General features: G+C 61.4%; 16 protein-coding genes. 9 read left to right on the top strand and 7 right to left on the bottom strand.

The window, feature by feature from the left end:
* Nucleotides 1-2 precede the first annotated feature (2 nt).
* The 7 genes from HGP14_RS22280 to HGP14_RS22310 all read left to right on the top strand — a co-directional run bounded on the left by HGP14_RS22280 (nucleotide 3) and on the right by HGP14_RS22310 (nucleotide 8,527).
* Nucleotides 3-1,082 carry an isocitrate/isopropylmalate dehydrogenase family protein gene (locus HGP14_RS22280; protein ID WP_168832069.1) on the top strand — a complete coding sequence of 360 codons (1,080 nt, stop codon included), beginning with the start codon at nucleotides 3-5 and terminating at the stop codon, nucleotides 1,080-1,082.
* 78 nt (nucleotides 1,083-1,160) lie between these two features.
* Complete coding sequence (locus tag HGP14_RS22285; RefSeq protein ID WP_168832070.1) at nucleotides 1,161-2,051, top strand: amidohydrolase family protein; 891 nt, start codon at nucleotides 1,161-1,163, stop codon at nucleotides 2,049-2,051.
* A gap of 46 nt (nucleotides 2,052-2,097) precedes the next feature.
* Nucleotides 2,098-3,828, top strand: coding sequence for an ABC transporter permease (locus HGP14_RS22290; protein ID WP_168832071.1), 1,731 nt, complete (start codon nucleotides 2,098-2,100; stop codon nucleotides 3,826-3,828).
* Nucleotides 3,821-4,948, top strand: coding sequence for an ABC transporter ATP-binding protein (locus HGP14_RS22295; RefSeq protein WP_168832072.1), 1,128 nt, complete (start codon nucleotides 3,821-3,823; stop codon nucleotides 4,946-4,948). The genes HGP14_RS22290 and HGP14_RS22295 overlap by 8 nt, the downstream gene beginning before the upstream one ends.
* Before the next feature lie 41 nt (nucleotides 4,949-4,989).
* Complete coding sequence (locus HGP14_RS22300; RefSeq protein ID WP_168832073.1) at nucleotides 4,990-6,117, top strand: ABC transporter substrate-binding protein; 1,128 nt, start codon at nucleotides 4,990-4,992, stop codon at nucleotides 6,115-6,117.
* Nucleotides 6,118-6,207: 90 nt separating this feature from the next.
* Complete coding sequence (locus HGP14_RS22305; RefSeq protein ID WP_168832074.1) at nucleotides 6,208-7,614, top strand: MmgE/PrpD family protein; 1,407 nt, start codon at nucleotides 6,208-6,210, stop codon at nucleotides 7,612-7,614.
* 28 nt (nucleotides 7,615-7,642) lie between these two features.
* Nucleotides 7,643-8,527 (top strand): amidohydrolase, encoded by an 885-nt coding sequence (locus HGP14_RS22310; RefSeq protein ID WP_168832075.1) that lies wholly within the window; start codon nucleotides 7,643-7,645, stop codon nucleotides 8,525-8,527.
* Between the two features lie 83 nt (nucleotides 8,528-8,610).
* Here the strand turns inward: HGP14_RS22310 and HGP14_RS22315 are convergent, their stop codons facing one another.
* From HGP14_RS22315 to HGP14_RS22345, 7 genes are all read right to left on the bottom strand, one after another.
* On the bottom strand, nucleotides 8,611-10,116 hold the full coding sequence (locus tag HGP14_RS22315; protein ID WP_168832076.1) for a tripartite tricarboxylate transporter permease: 1,506 nt from the start codon (nucleotides 10,114-10,116) through the stop codon (nucleotides 8,611-8,613).
* Between the two features lies 1 nt (nucleotide 10,117).
* A complete protein-coding gene (locus HGP14_RS22320) occupies nucleotides 10,118-10,579 on the bottom strand; it encodes a tripartite tricarboxylate transporter TctB family protein (RefSeq protein ID WP_168832077.1) in 462 nt (153 codons plus the stop codon).
* A gap of 10 nt (nucleotides 10,580-10,589) precedes the next feature.
* Nucleotides 10,590-11,504: a Bug family tripartite tricarboxylate transporter substrate binding protein gene (locus HGP14_RS22325; protein ID WP_168832078.1), complete on the bottom strand. Its 915-nt coding sequence runs from the start codon at nucleotides 11,502-11,504 to the stop codon at nucleotides 10,590-10,592.
* An 8-nt stretch (nucleotides 11,505-11,512) separates the two neighbouring features.
* On the bottom strand, nucleotides 11,513-12,559 hold the full coding sequence (locus HGP14_RS22330; protein ID WP_168832079.1) for a Bug family tripartite tricarboxylate transporter substrate binding protein: 1,047 nt from the start codon (nucleotides 12,557-12,559) through the stop codon (nucleotides 11,513-11,515).
* A 25-nt stretch (nucleotides 12,560-12,584) separates the two neighbouring features.
* Nucleotides 12,585-13,565, bottom strand: coding sequence for a tripartite tricarboxylate transporter substrate binding protein (locus tag HGP14_RS22335; RefSeq protein WP_168832080.1), 981 nt, complete (start codon nucleotides 13,563-13,565; stop codon nucleotides 12,585-12,587).
* A 15-nt stretch (nucleotides 13,566-13,580) separates the two neighbouring features.
* Nucleotides 13,581-15,032 carry an MmgE/PrpD family protein gene (locus tag HGP14_RS22340; RefSeq protein ID WP_168832081.1) on the bottom strand — a complete coding sequence of 484 codons (1,452 nt, stop codon included), beginning with the start codon at nucleotides 15,030-15,032 and terminating at the stop codon, nucleotides 13,581-13,583.
* 158 nt (nucleotides 15,033-15,190) lie between these two features.
* A complete protein-coding gene (locus HGP14_RS22345; RefSeq protein WP_168832082.1) occupies nucleotides 15,191-16,114 on the bottom strand; it encodes a LysR family transcriptional regulator in 924 nt (307 codons plus the stop codon).
* Nucleotides 16,115-16,258: 144 nt separating this feature from the next.
* Here HGP14_RS22345 and HGP14_RS22350 point away from each other — a divergent pair, with 144 nt between their 5' ends.
* Nucleotides 16,259-17,263, top strand: coding sequence for a 2-hydroxyacid dehydrogenase (locus tag HGP14_RS22350; protein ID WP_168832083.1), 1,005 nt, complete (start codon nucleotides 16,259-16,261; stop codon nucleotides 17,261-17,263).
* Between the two features lie 22 nt (nucleotides 17,264-17,285).
* A complete protein-coding gene (locus HGP14_RS22355; protein WP_168832084.1) occupies nucleotides 17,286-18,725 on the top strand; it encodes an aldehyde dehydrogenase in 1,440 nt (479 codons plus the stop codon).
* Nucleotides 18,726-18,772: the final 47 nt, after the last annotated feature.

Below are 18,772 nucleotides of genomic sequence, written 5' to 3' on the forward strand. Positions count from 1 at the left end.
TCATGACGAACAAGAGCAATTTCAGGCTAGGCGTACTTGCGGGCGACGGTATCGGACCGGAGATTACGGAGGCCACCGTTCGCGTTCTCGAGGCAGCGGCTGGCATTGCTTCGGCACCCGTCACCCTGACGCCCGCTGTGGTGGGGTGGAAAGCCTACGAAAAGTCGAAGTCCACACTTCCTGATGAAACGCTCAACGTTCTCAATGCCAGCGACGGCTGGATTCTCGGGCCGACATTTGCCGGCGAATATCCGAAGGACGATCCGATCCGCGGTCATCCGAGCGGCTTTCTCCGTCGCCATTTCAAGCTGTTCGGCAACGTCCGTCCCGTCGAGGCGTGGTCTCAGTTCAATCCCCTCATCCCCGACCTCAAGGTGACGATCATCCGCGAGAACACGGAAGGCTTCTATCCGGATCGCAACCTCGCCTGGGGTTACGGCGAATTCAAGCCGACGGAGGACGTCGCATTGTCCTTGCGCGTCATCACCGGCGTCGCATGCGACCGTTTCGCGCGCTTCGCGCTCGAACATGCAAAGGCAAACGGCAACTCCGTCCTTCACATCGCGCACAAACGCACGGCGATGCCGCAGACCGAAGGGCTGTTCATTTCCGCCTTTGAAAAGCTGCAGCCTGAGTTCCCCGACATCTCCGTGGAGCTCCTGCGCATCGACACGTTCAGTTCGTCCTTCCCGCGTGAACCGCATCGCTACAAGCTCGTTGCGACCACGAACCTCTTTGGCGACATCCTTTCCGACCAGGCATCCGGCCTTGCCGGCGGCGTCGGCATGGCAGCCTCGCTCAATGCCGGCACCGACAAGGCCATGGCGCAAGCAGTGCACGGCACCGCGCCTGATATCGCCGGCCAGGGCAAGGCCAATCCCTCCGCCCTGATCCTTTCCGCCGCAATGCTGATGACCTGGTGGTTCCAGAAGACGGGCGAGGCATCCTACCGCAAGGCGGCGACGCTGATGGAGGAAGGCGTCCGCCGTGCGGTCGAAACCGGCAATACGACGGCCGACCTCGGCGGAAAGGCCGGCACGGCGGAATTTGCCGACGCCGTCATCAAGCAGATGCAGAAATAACCATCAGGATACTACGTCGAAGCGATCCGCCCTTCGGCATGTCGCTTCGACGGCTTGGATGCAACCAAGGACCAATCGATGACAACCGAAAACCAAATCGTACCCCCGACCATCCCCGGTCCGGATCCGAACCCGCGCAAGCCGCATGTCAGCATTCCAGCGCTCGCCTGCGATTGCCATGCCCACGTGTTCGGCCCGCAGACCCGCTATAAATACAGCCCGTCCCGGCGCTATACGCCTGCGGATGCGCTGCTCCCCGACTACGTCCATATGCTGCGGGTGCTCGGCTTCGGACGGGGCGTGCTCGTCCAACCGAGCGCCTACATGACCGACAACACGGCACTCCTCGACGCGCTGGCGGAGAGCGAATTTCCGCTTCGCGGAATTGCCGTTGTCGAGCCGACGATCTCCGATTCCGAACTTGAACGCATGAACACGCTCGGCGTTCGCGGCCTTCGCCTCAATCTCAAGAACGCCAACGGCATGGACGAGGCCGGCGCCCTGCGGATTGCCCAGCGCATCAAGGATCTCGGCTGGCACATCGTGCTTCGCATCGACAGCGACGACCTGGATGCCACCGAGCGGCTAATCGACAAGCTCCCCGTGGATGTCGCAATCGATCACTTCGGACAGATCCCGGTAAAAGAGGGTCTCAACGGAACGCTCTTCACGGCGCTGCTGCGGCTTCTGCGCGGCGGGCGCCTCTGGATGAAGATGACGGGGCCGATGAGGATCTCCAAGCAGGAGTTTCCGCATGCCGATGTCGTCCCGTTCGCGCAGGCCCTCGCCGAGACTGCGCCGGACCGGCTGCTGTGGGGGACGGACTGGCCGCATACCACGATCGAAACGGCCATGCCGAACGACGGCGATCTCTGCGATCTGCTTTCGACATGGATTCCCGACGCCGACACGCGGAAGAAGATCCTGGTCGACAATCCAGCTAGGCTCTTCGGTTTTGAAGCAGGCTGAATCTCCCGGCGATGCAAGGCCGTAACCCAAGGTATGTGAGGCATTCGTGATTAGCGAGTTTGGTCATACGCCGGCACTTCCCGGCTATCTCCGATACCGGGGCGTTGGACGCGACCAGCTGATACAATATGCCGTCCTTGTCGTTACGGCCTTTCTCGTCCTGTCGCCGATCGTGCCGATCCTCTATCAATCCCTGCTGGACAAGCCGCTCTACGACAGCGACGCGGCCTTCACGACCGCGAATTTCAGCAGGCTTCTCGGCGATGCAACGTTTCGCGATACATTGATCAATACGTTCGTGGTGGCGGTCAGCGCGACGATCATCGCCCAGCTCATCGGCCTCTTTGCCGCTATTTTGGTCTCGCGCACCGATCTGCCGACGCGGTCGCTGCTGGGCAGCGTGATCCTGTGGCCGATGTATATTTCCGGACTCGTGCTCGCCTTCGGATTCGTCCTGGTCTACGGCCCGGCCGGCTTTCTCACACAGCTGTCGCAGACAAAACTGGGCTTCGTGCCGTGGAACCTCTATTCGATCCAAGGAATATCCCTGGTGACCGGGATCACGCAGGCGCCGTTGACGATGCTCTATTGCCTCAACGCGGCCGACAGCATCGATGCAACACTGGAGAATGCGGCCCGCAGCTGCGGTGCCCGACCGCTGCGCACGCTGATCCATATCACCGTGCCGTTGATGTTGCCGGCCTTCCTGTATAGTGCCGTGCTGAACTTCACCCTTTCCCTGGAAACGTTGTCGGTCCCGCTCATTCTCGGGGAACCGGTCGGGATCAGGCTGATTTCGACTTTTCTGTTCGAAAAGATGCAAACTGTCGGCCAGCCAGACTATGCGATCGTCAGCGTTGCCGCGTGCCTCCTGCTGGTGCTGGTGGCACTGCTCGTCCTTCTTCAAGGCGTACTGCTCAGGAATTCGAAACGGTTTGTCACCATCTCGGGAAAGGCGAGCAGGCAGCGCATCATCTCCCTGGGATGGGTGAAGTGGGTGGCAGCGGTCATCGTCTGGGCCTATCTCGTCAGCGCCATACTGCTGCCGATCGGCTTTCTGGTCATCCGCGCCAGCGTTTCTTATCTCTCCCCGGCCATCCCCCTCTACAAGGCGCTGACGCTCGGCAATCTCAGAGAGCTGTTTTCCGTACCGGTCTATATCCGCGCGATCGTCAACACGTTCATCATCAGCATCGTCGGCGGAGCAATCGCCACGGCGTTCGTAACCCTCGCCGCGCTCGTCGCGCACCGCTCCGACTTCCGCTATCAGGCGGCGCTGAATTATCTCGCGATGGTTCCGAGAGCGATTCCCGGTATCATTGCCAGCCTCGGCTTCTTCTACGCGCTCGTGATCCTTCCCTCAGGCGGCCTGCGCAACACGATATGGGTGCTGGTCATTGCCTATACGATGCGGAACATTCCGCTCGGCTTCGGCGCGATCTCACCGATGCTTTTGCAGGCAAGTCCCGATCTCGACCGCTGCGCCCGCACGGTGGGGGCGGACTGGTGGACGAGTTGCCGCTTCGTACTCGCGGGCGTGATCAGGCCGGCAATTCTCTCCTGCTACGCGCTGATGTTCATCACCTTCTTCAAGGAATATGCGACGGCGATCTTTCTCTACGCCTCCGGCAGCGAGGTCATCGGCACCATGCTTCTGTCCCTTTACGGCAACGGCCGGGTCGGCCCGGTCGCCGCTCTCTGCTGTCTGCAGATCGCCGTGGTCGCCACGCTCATGCTCGTCCTGAAAGCGAGAATGCGGAGGGACGTCGTTGCCTAGCCTCTCCGTCGAAGGACTCTATCGCGGCTTCGGCCCGGCAGTAGCAATCGATCACATCGATTTCCGCGTCGAGGACGGGGAGTTTCTGACGCTCCTCGGCCCGTCGGGATGCGGCAAGACGACGACCTTGTCGGCGATCGCCGGCCATGACAAGCCGAATGGCGGCCGAATCCGGCTGGGGGAGACCGTCTTTTTCGATCAGGCGCGAGACATCTATCTTCCGCCGGAAGCCCGCAATTGCGGGCTCGTCTTCCAGTCCTACGCGCTCTGGCCGCATATGAGCGTCTTCGGCAACGTCGCCTTCCCATTGAAACTGCGCAGGATGGGCAAGGCCGCGATTGCCGCGCGCGTGCGCCAGACGCTCGATCTGGTCGAGATGGGCGAGATGATGGATCGCTTCCCGCATCAGCTTTCCGGAGGTCAGCAGCAACGCGTCGCTTTGGCGCGCACGCTCGCCTATCAGCCGGCGATGCTGCTGCTCGACGAGCCGCTGTCCAATCTCGATGCCAAGCTTCGCGAAAAAGCCCGCATCTGGCTCTCGCGGCTGCAGTCGCAGGTCAGGATCACCACGATCTATGTGACGCACGACCAGGCGGAAGCCATGGCTCTCTCCGACCGGATCGCGGTGATGAGCGAAGGCAAGATCGTCCAGCTCGGCACGCCCATGGAAATATACGAGAACCCGGCACATCCCTTCGTTGCCGATTTCATAGGCTCCAGCAACTTCCTTCCCGGCGCGCTCATGGCCGCCGACGGCGAGCCGGGCTACGGACAAGTGACGCTAGCCGGCGGGGGAAGCGTTCGCGCAAACCTTCGCAACGGCATCGGTGTCGGCGACAGCGTGCTCGTGGCGGTGAGGCCGGACCGCATTCAATTGCTGGCAGCGAATGCGGCCCACCGCGATTGCTCCGAGGGCGAGCCCATCAAGGGTCGCTTGACCGGCCGGAGCTATCTTGGCGGAAAATTTCTCTACGAAATCGCGATCGGCGAAACGCTGGCGAGGGTCGAATCCGCACGCCAGGTCAGCGGTGACGAAGTTGCCATAACCATCGATGCCGCCAGCGCGACGATCTTCCGTGCACAAGACATGAAACAGTCGAGAAGGCCAGCTCCGGCCTGAATGCGAACGGGAGTGGGTGAACAACTTCTGGGAGGAAGTAAATGAAAAATCTCAAGCAGATCGTTCTTGCCGCCGTGTCCGGCCTATGGTTTTCGACGGCAGCGCATGCCGAATACCCCAACGGAATCCCACAATACTATCCGAAGGACTATCAGTCGATCGTCGATGCTTCCAAGAAAGAGGAAAAGATCCTCATCTACTCGAACATCCATGTCGATAGCTGGCCTGCCTACATCAGCAAGTTCAAGGAACTCTACCCCTGGATTGACGTGCAATATGTCGAGCTCGGCGCAGGCGATCCGATCCAGCGCTACCTCTCCGAAAAGGGGACCGGCAGCGCGACGGCGGACATGATCATCACGTCCTCGCCCGACGGCTGGGCAAACCTGATCAAACGCGGCGAGATCAAGCCCTACGCCTCGCCGGAAGCCTCCTACTATCCGGATTGGAGCAAGCCAGTCTCGGGTCTCTACGCGATCACGACCGATCCCAGCGTCATCTTCTGGAACAAGGCGATCCTGCCGGAAAACATGGTTCCCTCCGGCTACGGCGATCTCAAAGAGAAGGTGCTTGCCAATCCTTCGATCTTCAACGGCAAGATTGCGACCTTTGCCTATCAGCTGACAAGCACCGGTTATTCGACCGGCTGGGCTTACGCACAGCATGTCGGCGAAAAGAACGCCTTCGACTTTTATGATGCGGTAGGACCGGCGTCCCGCGTGCAGCAGAGCGTCGGTAACGTCTTCGAGAACGTCGTCTCCGGCGAGTACTCGCTTGCCTATCTCGTCTCGCCGAATGCGCTCTGGCACGCGCTCGGTACCGACCCGAACATGAAGGACGTTCTGGGCTGGAAATTCGCATCGGAGGGAACGACGGTCATTCCGCGCAGCCTCGCCGTGACCGCGGCAGCAAAGAACGTCAATGCCGCCAAACTGATGGCCGATTTCTTCCTCTCCCGCACCGGACAAATCACGCTCGGCGAGCAGGAGCTGACGCCGATCCGTTCCGACGTGAAGCCGAGCGACGTCGGTGGCTTCTACACCTTTTCGAAGCTGATCGACGACGTCGGGGGCGAGCAGAACCTGATCGTCGTACCCTACGACCAAAAGCTGATCGACGACTATGCCAGCTTCATCGACCGCTGGAAGAAAGCCTATAAAATCCAGTAGCTTAAGATATATGGCGGCGATGGCAACATCGCCGGCAGATGTGATCATTGCCATTTCCGAAGTAGCGAAACGACCGCAGGGGTTCCAGGAATGAACGACATCAGTCTCGCTGACCGAAGCGATGAAAATCAATCCATTTCGCAGCAGCTCGGCGCCTTCGCTCAGGCTCTCACATGGGCGGATATCCCGGAGGAGGCGCGCGAATACGCCAAGCACCTCATTCTGGACGGTATCGGCATCGCCTTCGCCTCTTCCCGCTACGATTTCGCACAGGTGACACTGGAGGCGCTCTTACGCTTCGGAGGCGGATCCAGTGTCGCGATCGGTTTCGCAAACAGGCTTTCGATACGCGACGCCGTACTCTTGAACGGCGTGCTCATCCACGGAATCGACTACGACGACACGCATCTGGTCAGCGTGGTGCATCCGACGTCCAGTTGTCTGCCGACGGCTCTTCTGGCGGCCGACCTCGATCTGAGCGGTCGCGACCTTCTTCTGGCCTATATCCTCGGCATCGAAGTCGCCGCCCGTATCGGCGCCGTCGCGAAGGGCGAACTCAACCAGTCCGGCTTTCACCCGACCGGTCTCGTTGCCGCCTTCGGAACAGCGGTTGCTGCCGGGAAGCTGTACGGCCTTGACGCCGATCAGATGACGAATGCCCAGGGCATCGTCCTCAGCATGGCGTCCGGCACGCGAGAATACAGCAGCGAAGGTGCCTGGACCAAACGTCTGCATCCGGGCTGGGCGGGGGTTTCGGGCATCACCTCGGCCTCGCTCGCGAAGTCGGGTTTTGTGGCCCCGACGCGGGCTTATGAGGGAAAGTTCGGGCTGTATGCCACCCATCTCGGCGCGAAAATGGCGGCTGTGGACCTGTCCTATGCGACATCGGCTCTCGGCAAGAGGTGGGAAGTCACTCAGGTCGCGGTGAAACCTTATCCTTCCGGCCAGTTCGGCATATCCTGCATCGATGCCGCCCTCGTGCTCAGGGCGCGCCACGAGATCGATCCGGCAGAAATCGAGTCGGTCGAGGTGGCGATCCCGCCGCATGCGGTCGCCATCATGCTGGAACCGCTTGAGAAACGACGACGCCCGCATTCGAGCTATTCGGCGCAATTCAGCATACCGTTCTTGGTCTCTGCCGCTCTTAGCTATGGCAGGCTTTCGCCCGCGGAACTCGAGCTCTATGAAAAGCCGGAATTGCTTCAGCTTGCCGACCGTGTGGATTACCGCGTCGATCACGAAACCGACTATCCGCGACATTTTCCCTGCAGGATGACCATCGTGCTGAAGAGCGGCCAGCGCCTCGTTCACGACGAGGCGATCAATCGCGGATCGGCGGATCGGCCCGTCCTGCCTGCCGAGATCGACAAGAAATATTACGACAACATGGCTGCGATCGTCCCGCGAAGCCGGGCCGACGAGATTCGCGATGCGGTAATGCGGCTCGATGGCGGGGGCAGCGCAAAAGATCTGGCCGAAAAACTGTCGGGCGAATAGCCCAGTGTTGCGGCGAAGGGTTGGGATCATGACCGTTTCCGGCAAGAAGCTCTTCGAACCCACAATTCCGGGTCCCGACCCCAACACTCGAACGCCGCGTCTGAGGCTGCCCGCTCAGGCCTGCGACTGCCATGCCCATATTTTCGGGCCGCAGGACAGATATGGCTATGATCCGAACCGGAGCTACACGCCTCCCGACGCAAGTCTGGAGGAATATCTCGCCCTGCTCGACACTCTTGGGATAGAGCGCGGCGTTCTTGTCCAGCCAAGCGTTTACGGCACGGATAATGCAGCGATGCTCGATGGCCTGGAGCGGACACGCGCGCGGCTGCGCGGCGTCGCCGTCATCGAACCGGACATCGCCCACAGTGAGCTTGAGCGCATGCATGACCTGGGCATTCGCGGCTGCAGGCTCAATCTTTACTACGAGCACGGAAACGTCGACGACCTTGCCCCTGCCCTCGCCGAACGGATCGCGGCTTTCGGCTGGCATCTGCAGTTTTATCTACGGCCCCATGATCTGCCGAGGCTGGAAAAGACGCTGCTTCGCCTGCCGACCGATATCGTCATCGATCACCTCGGCCAGGCTCCTGTTGCTGAAGGTGTCGAGGCGGATGCGTTCCAGTCGCTGCATCGTCTTGTCCGCAACGGACGTTGCTGGATCAAGCTCTCCGCACCGATGCGAATGTCCGCGCAGAAGTTTCCCTATCGGGACGTGACACCCTTTATCCACGCACTTGTCGACACCAAGCCGGACCGCACTCTTTGGGGATCCGACTGGCCGCATCCGAGGGTTGGTAACGCCATGCCCAACGACGGCGATCTCGTCGACCTTCTGGGTGAATGGATTCCGGATGAGGCGGTTCGGAACCAGATACTGGTCGACAATCCGGCAAGGCTTTACGGTTTCTGACCGCCTCGGTCGTTGATCACAAGAGAAGACCGGCGCCCCCGGAAGAGGTCGGAAGCCGCCGGTTACGCCCCCGTCCCGCAGCCTTATTCCTCCACGAAAACCTCATCGCGGCGCTTCGAAATGCTCGGAAGGCAGACGATCACGAGAGTGGCGGCGGCGGCGATCAGAAGCCCGGCGCTGATCGGCCGTTCGACAAAGATCATCGGATCGCCGCGGGAAAGGATCATCGCGCGGCGAAGGTGCTCCTCGACCATCGGGCCGATGATGAAGCCGAGGACGAGCGGCGCCGGCTCGCAGTCAAGCTTTGCCATCAGATATCCAAGCGCGCCGAAGAAGGCCACCTCATAGAGCGTGAAGGCGTTACTCTCGACGCTGTAAACGCCGATGCAGCAGAAGGCGATAATCGCCGGAAACATGACGTAGTACGGCACTTTCAGCAATTTCACCCAGATGCCGAGCAATGGCAGGTTCAGCAGCAGCAGCATGGCGTTGCCGATCCACATCGAGGCGATGATGCCCCAGAAAAGTTCCGGATTATCGGTGGCGACATTCGGCCCGGGAACGATGCCCTGGATGATCATGGCGCCGATCATCAATGCCATCACGGGATTGGAAGGTATTCCGAGCGTCAGCATCGGAATGAACGAGGTCTGCGAGCCGGCATTGTTCGCGCTTTCGGGCGCCGCCACGCCTTCGATCGCTCCCTTGCCGAATTCCGCCGAATTTCTCGACACCTTCTTTTCGATCGTGTAGGCGGCAAAGGACGACAGCAACGCGCCGCCGCCCGGCAATATGCCGAGAATTGAGCCGATGGCCGTGCCGCGAACGACGGGGCCTAACATGCGCCGGAAATCGTCGCGTGTCGGCCAGAGGCCGGTGATGGCGGTGGTGACAAACGAGCGCTCTTCGCCTTCGTCTTCGAGGTTGCGCAGAATCTCGGCGAGGCCGAAGAGACCGACGGCAACCGCGACGAAGTCGATACCGTCCGACATTTCGAGAATGCCCAGCGTAAATCTCGGCGCCCCGCTGTAGATGTCGGTGCCGACGAGGCCGAGCAGGAGACCGAGTACGATCATCGCGATGGCCTTCAGGATCGAGCCGTGCGCAAGCGCCACCGAGGAAATCAGACCGAGCACCATCAGCGAAAAATATTCGGCTGGGCCGAATTCCAGGGCGAGTTGCGTCAAGGGGAGCGCGAAGACGGCAATCAGCACCGTCGAAACGCATCCGGCGAAAAACGAGCCCAGGGCGGCGGAGGCGAGCGCCGGACCCGCCCGCCCGCGCCGCGCCATCTGGTAACCGTCGATCGTGGTGACCGCGGAAGCCGATTCGCCGGGAAGGTTAAGGAGAATTGCTGTCGTCGATCCCCCGTACTGCGCGCCGTAATAGATGCCGGACAGCATGATCAACGATGAGATCGGCGAAAGCGAAAACGTCAGGGGGAGCAGCATGGCGATTGTCGCCACCGGGCCGATCCCCGGCAATACGCCGATCGCCGTGCCGATCATCGTGCCGATGAAGCAGTACAGAAGGTTTTCGGGCGTCAGCGCCACGGCAAAGCCGGTGGCAAGATGTGAAATCAGGTCCATCTCAGTCTCCCCCGCCGAGCCATGGCCCGAATATCGGAATGTTCAGCGTCAGCGCGTAGCCGAACAGCGCCACGCAAAAGACGGTGAGCAGCACGCTGACCGCGATTGCGCGCAGGATGCTCAGCTTTCTGCTGGCGACGGTCGCGATCAGGCAGCTGAAGAACACCGATCCAAGCAGGCCGAGATTTTCGATCGTGACGCCGAAAAAGATCGGCGCCGCCAGGATCAGGATCACGCCGCGCCATGACACGCTTCCGAATGGCGTCTTCTCGATCGTGATGCCCTGGATCGCGACACCGATGCCGAGCAGTACCAGCAAGCCTGCCAGGATCAGTGGGAAATAGCCCGGCCCCATGCGGAAGGCGTTGCCGATCGAAAGCGTCTCCAGCGCCATGAGGGCGAAGAACGCGCCGAAGGCGATGAAAATGACGCCGGCCGCGAGTTCCTTTCGATTGATGGTCATTGGCTCCTCCTTAATTGCCGGCCAGAACGCGGGCCATCGGCGCCCAGCGAACGACCTCATCGCGCATGTAGCGGCCGAACTCGTCGGCGCTTTCGAGCGGTCCGGTCATGCCCTGTTCGTTGAAGGACTGCCGGATCCGGTCGTCCGCAAGCACATCGCGGACGGCCTGGTTCAGGGCGATGGCCGTCTCTCGCGGCAACCTCGCCGGCGCCACGAGACCGACCCAGTTTTCGACCTGAAAATCCGGGAAGCCGCATTCGCGCATCGTCGGAACCTGCGGGGCGGCAGGGCACCGAACCGCGCCGGTTGCCGCCAGGGCGGTCACCTTGCCTGCTGCGCACAGCGGCAGCATCGTCATGGGATTGTTGAAGCTTGCCTCGATCCTGCCTGCGACGAGATCGTCATAGAGCGTGCGGGTGTGCGCATAGATCACCACCTCGATATCAAGACCTGACTGCTCGCGGAACAGTTCGGCGCCAAGCCGCGGCGCGCCTACCGCCGCAGAGACGCCGAACCTTATGCGTCTCCTAGCCGATCTGGCATAATCGACGAAGGCGGTCAGGCTGACCGTCGCCAGAGACTGGCTTACCCCGAGGACGAGGGGCGCACGTGCCAGACAGGCGATCGGACTGAAATCCGTGATCGGGTCGTAACCGCATTGTCTTATATTCGGCAGCAGGGCATGCGTTCCGAGCGTCACGATCATCAGATGTCCGCCATCGGCCGGGCGGCCCATAAGGGCGCGCCCGGCGATCGCTCCGTCCTCTCCGGGCAGGCGTTCGATCTCGATCGGCCGCCCGGTGACGCGCTTGAGTTCCGGCGCCACGATCTGGGCGAGCGTATCGGACGCGCTGCCGGGTGAAAAACCGATCACCAGGCGGATCGGTTCGGCCGAGGTGGCCGAACCGGACAATGAAGGCGACATCGCATTCCTCATTCAAGGGTTGCTCCGGAAATGCGGACGACATCCGCCCATTTATCGACTTCGGATTTGATGTAGTCGGCAAATTCCTGCGGCGTGTCCGTCAGGGGTTCGGCCCCGAGTTCACGCACCTTCGCGGCCACCTGCGGGTCATGCATGATCTCCCCCAGGAGACTGTTCAGCTTCGTGACGACCACGTCCGGCGTGCCGGCTGGCGCCGCAATGCCGATCCATGTCACCGCCTCGAAACCGGGAAAGCCGTTTTCGGCGACTGTCGGTATCTGCTGCGCAGTATTCCAGCGCTTGGAACTCGTCACGGCGAGGCCGAGAAGCTGGCCGTTCTTCATGTAGGAAAGCGCTGCCGGAAGACTTGCGAAATACATCGAAACGTCCCCGCTGATCGTTGCTTCGGCGGCCGGCCCGCCGCCGCGATAAGGAACGTGAACAAGATCCAGATGCCCTGCCGATTTCAGCAGTTCGGCTGCCAGATGCGTCGTGCTGCCGGTGCCCGCCGAAGCGAATGTAAGCTTTCCGGGGTTCTTGCGGGCCATATCGACAAGCTGCTGGAAGGTCGTGACGCCCAGCGAGGGTTTCACCACCAGCACATTCGGAAAGCTTGCGATCAGGGAGACCGGCGCGAAGTCCTTGCGCGGATCGTAAGGCAGATGCTTGTCCAGCGTGACATTGATCGCCATCGGCGCAACGTTCGCCATGACAAGCGTGTAGCCATCCGGTTTTGCCTTGGCGACAAGCGCCGTTCCCAGATCGCCGCCGGCACCGGAGCGGTTGTCGACGACGACGGATTGATGCGTGCGTTCCGTCAGCTTCTGCGATATCAGCCGGACGACGATGTCGCCGCCTCCGCCCGGCGCGAAAGGAACAACGATGCGGATTGCCTTCGATGGATAATCGTCCGCGGCCGTTGCCGGCCGCGCCTGCCCCAATGCGAGCGGCGCTGCCATCAGGGCGCTCAGAGCCGCTGCCACGAAGCGCATATGTCCTGCTGAAAACCTCCGCTTTCCTGAGCGGTATTCGATTGCTGCCTTGCCTGTCGTCATCTCATATCCTCCCTTTTCCTGCGTCCTAGTCGGCGGTGATGCCCGCTTTCTTGACGACCCCGTCCCACTTCTCGACTTCGGATTTGATGTGGCCCGCGAATTCATCCGAGCTGGTCCCTACCGGTTCGAGGCCGAGCGCCAGAAAGCGATCCTTGATGTCCTTGTCCTTGAGTACCGTCGCGACATCGGCGCTGATCTTGTCCACGATCGGCTTAGGGGTCTTGGCCGGGGCAAGCAGGCCGTACCACGAGATGACCTCGAAACCCGGAACGCCGGCCTCCGCAATGGTCGGCACATCGGGCAGAAGCGGTGACCGCGTCGGCGTCGAGACGCCCAGCGCAACGAGCTTGCCGGCCTTGATCTGCGGCAATGCCTGCGGCAATCCGGCAAAGGCCATCTGAACCCGCCCGGAAATGAGATCGGTGATGCCATCCGCTCCCTGGTAGGGAACGTGGACGATGTCGACACCCGCCATGCTCTTGAAGAGTTCGCCGGCAAGATGCAGCGAACTGCCGACGCCTGCAGACGCGTAACTCAGCTCGCCGGGCTTCTGCTTGGCAAGCGCGATCAGTTCCTTGACCGACTTGGCCTGCACCTGCGGATTGATGACGAGGACATAGGGCGACGAGCTCATCAGCGAGATCGGAACGAAGTCGCTCATTTTGTAAGGCAGCGATTTGCGAAGCGCGGGGTTGATCGTCAGGCTGGCGGAGTCTGCAAGCAGCGTGTAACCGTCGCCATTCGCCTTCGCGGCGTAGCCTTCAGCGATCTGACCGCCGGCGCCGGGCCGGTTTTCCACCACGACGCTCTGCTTCCACAGCTTTCCGAGCGCCTCGGCGACAAAACGCGCGACCGTATCCGTTCCACCGCCGGGCGCAAAGCCGACGACGACCTTGACCGGACGCGTCGGGTAGCTCGGCTCCTCGGCGGATACGGCGCCGGCACCAATCGCCAGGCTGACTACCGCGGTAGCGAATATGCCTGTTATCTTTTTGCTCAAACGCATTCCAACCTTCTCCCCTTATGATTTTCTGTTTGCAGGTGCTGCGAGTGCGTCCGCGAATATCCGCGCGCTAGGCTGATCGTCGAGCGCGAGGACCAGATCGCGGATGCGCTCAGCCTCGCGCCGCGACAGGCGCAATGTCGCGTTGTCCATGAACTTCCGGATGATTTCGTCGGAACCGACGGGGCGCTCCGCGGCACCCCGATTGATGTCTTCCCGCCATTCGAAAACCTGGCCGTCTCGCAGCGTGACCCGAACCTCGCCGGAGAAATAGCGCGGATAGGCGGTGTCGTGATCGACGCGGTATTCCACCTTCTCGGCCAGCGCGACGATGGTCGGATCGGCATAAAGCTCGAGTTCGGGCAATCCGAGCCTTCCATGGATCAGACCGCAGGCAACCACGAAGGGGAGGCTGAACTGCGCCGCATAGCTCGAATGCGGATGCCGTCTCTGCTCGAGAGGCTCGCAGACGATCTTCACCGCATGCGGCGGAATAGCCGTTTCGATACGAACGATATCTTCCGGGCGGAAATGATGGGCGTGGTTGATCGCAATGGCGGCATCGATGCATGCGATGCTGAGCTGACAGGCCGGAAACGGCTTGATCGCGACACGGGTGACTTCCCATGTCTCGCCAAGACCCGACGTCGCCGCCGGAAGATCGATCGCCGCGCCGTTGACGCCGAGATGCGTGTTGAAGAGACCGAATTGTCCTTCATAGGCAAGGGTCGGCCCGGTGACACCGACGGCCGCGAGCTTGGCCGCCGTGATCCCGCAGACCGCTGCCCATCCGGGATGAAGCCGCTTGGTACCTGCTCCCTCCAGGCTGTATTCCCGCGTTCCCGACGCCATGCTGAGCACGATGCCCTGCGCCATGATGAGCCGTTCCACGTCGAGCCTGTGCAGCCAGGAGGCAGCAATCGCCGTTCCGAATGCGGCGACCACTCCCGTTGGGTGAAAGCCGACCTGGTTCAACTCGCCCTTTGCAACCATGCCGATCCGCGCAGACGTCTCCATGGCAATGACGTAGGCCGTCAGGAGCTCCTTGCCCGAACGGTCGAGATCGGCTGCCACCGCAAGCGCCGTCGGAAAGCAGCTGGATGTTGCATGGATGACGCCCATCAGATGCGTGTCGTCGTAGTCGAGCCCGTGAGACAGCACCCCGTTCATCGTCGCGGCGTCGCGCAACGAAAGCCGCTCGCGAAAACCAATCACCGCGGATTGGCCGCTACCGAATTGCGTCAGAGCGGAGAGCGTCGTTGCAGCAAATCCATAGGTAGAGGACGCATAGGCGATGCCGACGGCGTCCAGGATCAAAAGCTTGGCGGCCGATACAGCTTCTGCGGGAATCGATTGAAAATCGAGGCCCTTGGCAAAATAGGCCAATCGTTGCGAAATCGAAGGCGCGTGCGGGTTCCGGGCCTGGTCTAGCCTGCCTTTTTCTTCGTCGCTCGGCACCTTCGCTTCCATTCCCGCCTCCCGAAATGCTCTCTAGGGTTAGGGGAGGTGCCGGTGGGAGGTCAAAGAAGTTTAGTGCAGGTAATTATAACCAAAAAGCAGGGGATCTGGTTTCAATAAAACCCCGACGCAGATGAAATCAGGTCTGAAATCGATATTGCTGAACAATATCAGCCATGCCTCGACATGTGGAGCGATCGCTTCAGGTGATCCACGAAGTCATTCATGACAAGCGACCGCGGCGCCGTCTTTGCGCTGATGAGCAACGTTTTCGCCTGGATCTGGGGAACGAGCGGGAGGGTGACCACGCCGGGAATTCCAAGCGTGTCGACCAGCATCGTATCAACGATCGCCACGCCCGCGCCGAACCGCGCAAGGACGATGCCGGTCAGGGCGATGCTGACCTGCATCGTAACGAAGGGGGCGATATCCGCGTCGCTGAATGCACGATCGATATAGGGCCGGAAGACGATCTGCGGCAGGTAGGTGATGATCGGATAAGGTTCGACATCACGGATGTGCACCTCCGACTGGCGGGCCAGCGGATGGGTGTCGGGCACGACGCAGCCGAGGCTCCAGCTCATCAGCACCTCCGTATCGACCATCTGGCTCACAACGGGTTCGTGGACGACGCCGAGCTCGACCTCGCGATTGATGACGCGGTCGAGAACCTGCGGCGAGGTCAGCGACTGCAGCGAGCATGTGACGTTTGGCCGGCTTGCGGCGAATGACGCGACGCTTTCCGCCAGATACCCATTGGCGATCGGAAACGCCGCGGCGATCGAGAGCGAGCCGATCCGGCCTCCAACCAGATCGTTCGTCAGGCGTCCGATGGCGTCGAGCCGTCCGAACACCGCAGCGACATCCGGAAAAAGTGCTTCGGCTTCCCTCGTCGGCCTGAGGCGGCCGCCCGTCCGTTCAAAAAGCTTCAGCTTCAGCCGGCTTTCGCAATGTTTGAGGATCGCGCTGATCGCGGGCTGGCTGACATTGAGCAGATCGGCGGCCGCCGTTACGGACCCCGTTACCATGATGGCATGAAATACCTCGAGCTGCCGCAGATTCATCGTCGACGATCGTTCAAGCGCTTCACTCATGGCGTTCCTCCCTGCTGGCACCAGATGCATCATAACCTCAGTTTATGACATGCCGCAATTATATGATTGGTTATTTATCCCCAACCCGGTGATGGTGATTGCAACACGGCTAACAGGCCTACCCGCATCGAAGGTGACAGGGACATGATCCGCCCAACAATTGCAGTCCTCGATCCATTTCATCCGAAGATCATCGAAACAATAGCGGACGCCATGCCGGAAGGCTGGCGCATGAACGTCGCTGCCGACGAGAGTTTCGAAGAATGCCGCAAGGCGGTGCGCGACGCGGATGTCCTCTTCCAGATGACGGCCCCGCTGCCGCCGGAGTTGCTGGCCGAAGCGCCAAAGTTGCGCTTCATCCAGAAACTGGGCGCGGGCCTCGATTCGATCGATCTCAAGCTTTGCCTCAGCCGGGGCATCGGCGTTGCCAGATTGCAGGCCGGAAATTCGATTCCCGTTGCCGAACACACGCTACTGCTCATGCTGGCGGCCTACAGGCGGCTGCCGCAGCTTGACCGCGAAACACGCGGAGGCGACTGGAACCGCGAGGCGGCGCGTGCCATCAGCCGGCAGATGCACCAGAAGACAGTCGGTCTCGTCGGCTTCGGCGCGATCGGCCGGGCAGTCGCGAAGCTTCTCACCGGTTTCGATGTGCGGATCGTCTATTACGATCCGATCCATGCACCGAAGGATGTCGAGAGCGAGCTTCGGGTGGAATGGCTTTCGTTCGCAGAGGTGCTGTCGCAATCCGATATTGTCTCATTGCATCTGCCGCTGAACGCGGAGACCCGACACCTTATCAACGCCGAGCGGCTTGCGGCGATGAAACCGGGAAGCGTGCTGATCAACTGCGCCCGCGGCGGCATCGTCGATGAGACGGCACTGCACGACGCGCTGTCTGGCGGCAAACCCGCCATGGCGGCAATCGACACCTTCACCACAGAGCCACCTTCGGGCAGTCCGTTGCTCGCCCTGAACCAGACCATCCTGACGCCGCACACGGCAGGTGGCACCGTCGACAACTTCAAGCCGGTCGCCGAGCGTGCGGTGCGGAACGCCGAACTCTACCTGACCGGCAAGGAACTGTCCCCGCTGGAGCTCATCGTCGCGCCGGAGAGGCGCGCCGCGACCTTCGATGTTCAAGCCTGAGACCGGAAAAGAGTTCGCCATCATGACCCCTTGCCCTTTCCTGATCGACAATCAATGGCGCCAAGGCGCCGGCAAACCCTTCCTCTCGATCAATCCAGCCGACGGAAGCGTAGCCGGAGAAATAGCGGGTGCCGATGCGTCCGACATCAACGAGGCGGTGGCGGCGGCCCGCAGGGCGCTTGTCCACCCTTCCTGGGCCAATCTGAAGGCCCATGAGAGAGCGCGGCTCCTTTATCGCATGGGCGACCTCGTGCGCACTAACGCCGATGACCTTGCGCGGACGCAGATGCGGGACAACGGCAAGACGTTCGCGGAATGTCGTGCACAGGCCGAAAGTGCGGCATCAACATTTCAATATTATGCCGCCGTCTGCGAGACGTTCGAAAGCGAAGTCAACACGCAGCGTGGCCCCAGCATGACGATGACCGTCTACGAGCCGGTCGGTGTCGTGGCAGCCATCACGCCATGGAATTCGCCGTTGACGCTCGAGGCACAGAAGCTTGCCCCGATCCTCGCCGCTGGCAACACCGTCGTCCTCAAGCCGTCCGAGGTCACTCCGCAGGTCGCGCTCTCCTACGCACGGCTGTTCGTGGAAGCCGGTTTTCCGGCAGGTGTGGTCAACGTCGTCACCGGCGCCGCAGATGTCGGTCGCGCGCTCGTCGATCATGACGACATCGATATGATCAGCTTTACCGGCGGTACGGCATCGGGGCGTGCCATCGCCGAGAACGCCGGACGGCGCCTGCGGCCGGTCGTGCTCGAACTCGGCGGAAAGTCGCCGCATATCGTCTTTGCCGACGCCGATGTCGCCAAGGCCGCGAAGACGGTTTCGGACGGGATTTTTTCTGGCGGCGGACAATCCTGCATCGCCGGCTCCCGTATCTTTGTCGAGGCGTCCATCTTCGACAGCTTCCTCGACCAATTGTATCGCGAGGCGCAGGACTACCGCCTCGGACCGCCGGACGATGCCGCGGCCCGCATGGGACCGATGGTCAGCTTCGCGCATCGCGACAATGTCGCCAAAGCCGTCGACAGCGCCCGCGCAGAGGGCGGAAGGGTGGTGGTCGGCGGCGATATTCCCGCTTCGGAAGCCTTGGCCGGCGGTGCCTACTATCCGGCGACCCTGATCACCGGCGTCAGCAATCAGGCACGGGTCTGCCAGGAGGAAATCTTCGGCCCCGTCGCAGTCGTTCTGCCGTTTGCGAACGAGGCAGAGCTCGTCAGTAACGCCAACGAAACGGATTTCGGCCTGGCAGCGGGTCTCTGGACCAGCGACTTCGCCAAGGCCTGGCGGGTGGCGCGTGCCATCCGGGCAGGCACGGTATGGATCAACACCTACAAGGAAATGTCGATCTCGGTTCCTTTCGGCGGCTTCAAGCAAAGCGGCCTCAATCGCGAGAAAGGACGCCTTGGCATGCGCACCTATCTCGAGCCGAAAGGCGTCTATTGGCGCGTTTCCTGAGCCTTTCAACCTAAACGAACAACGCGCCGTGATGGCGGAACTATTCA

The organism is Rhizobium sp. P32RR-XVIII, assembly GCF_012641395.1.
Lineage (GTDB): Bacteria > Pseudomonadota > Alphaproteobacteria > Rhizobiales > Rhizobiaceae > Rhizobium.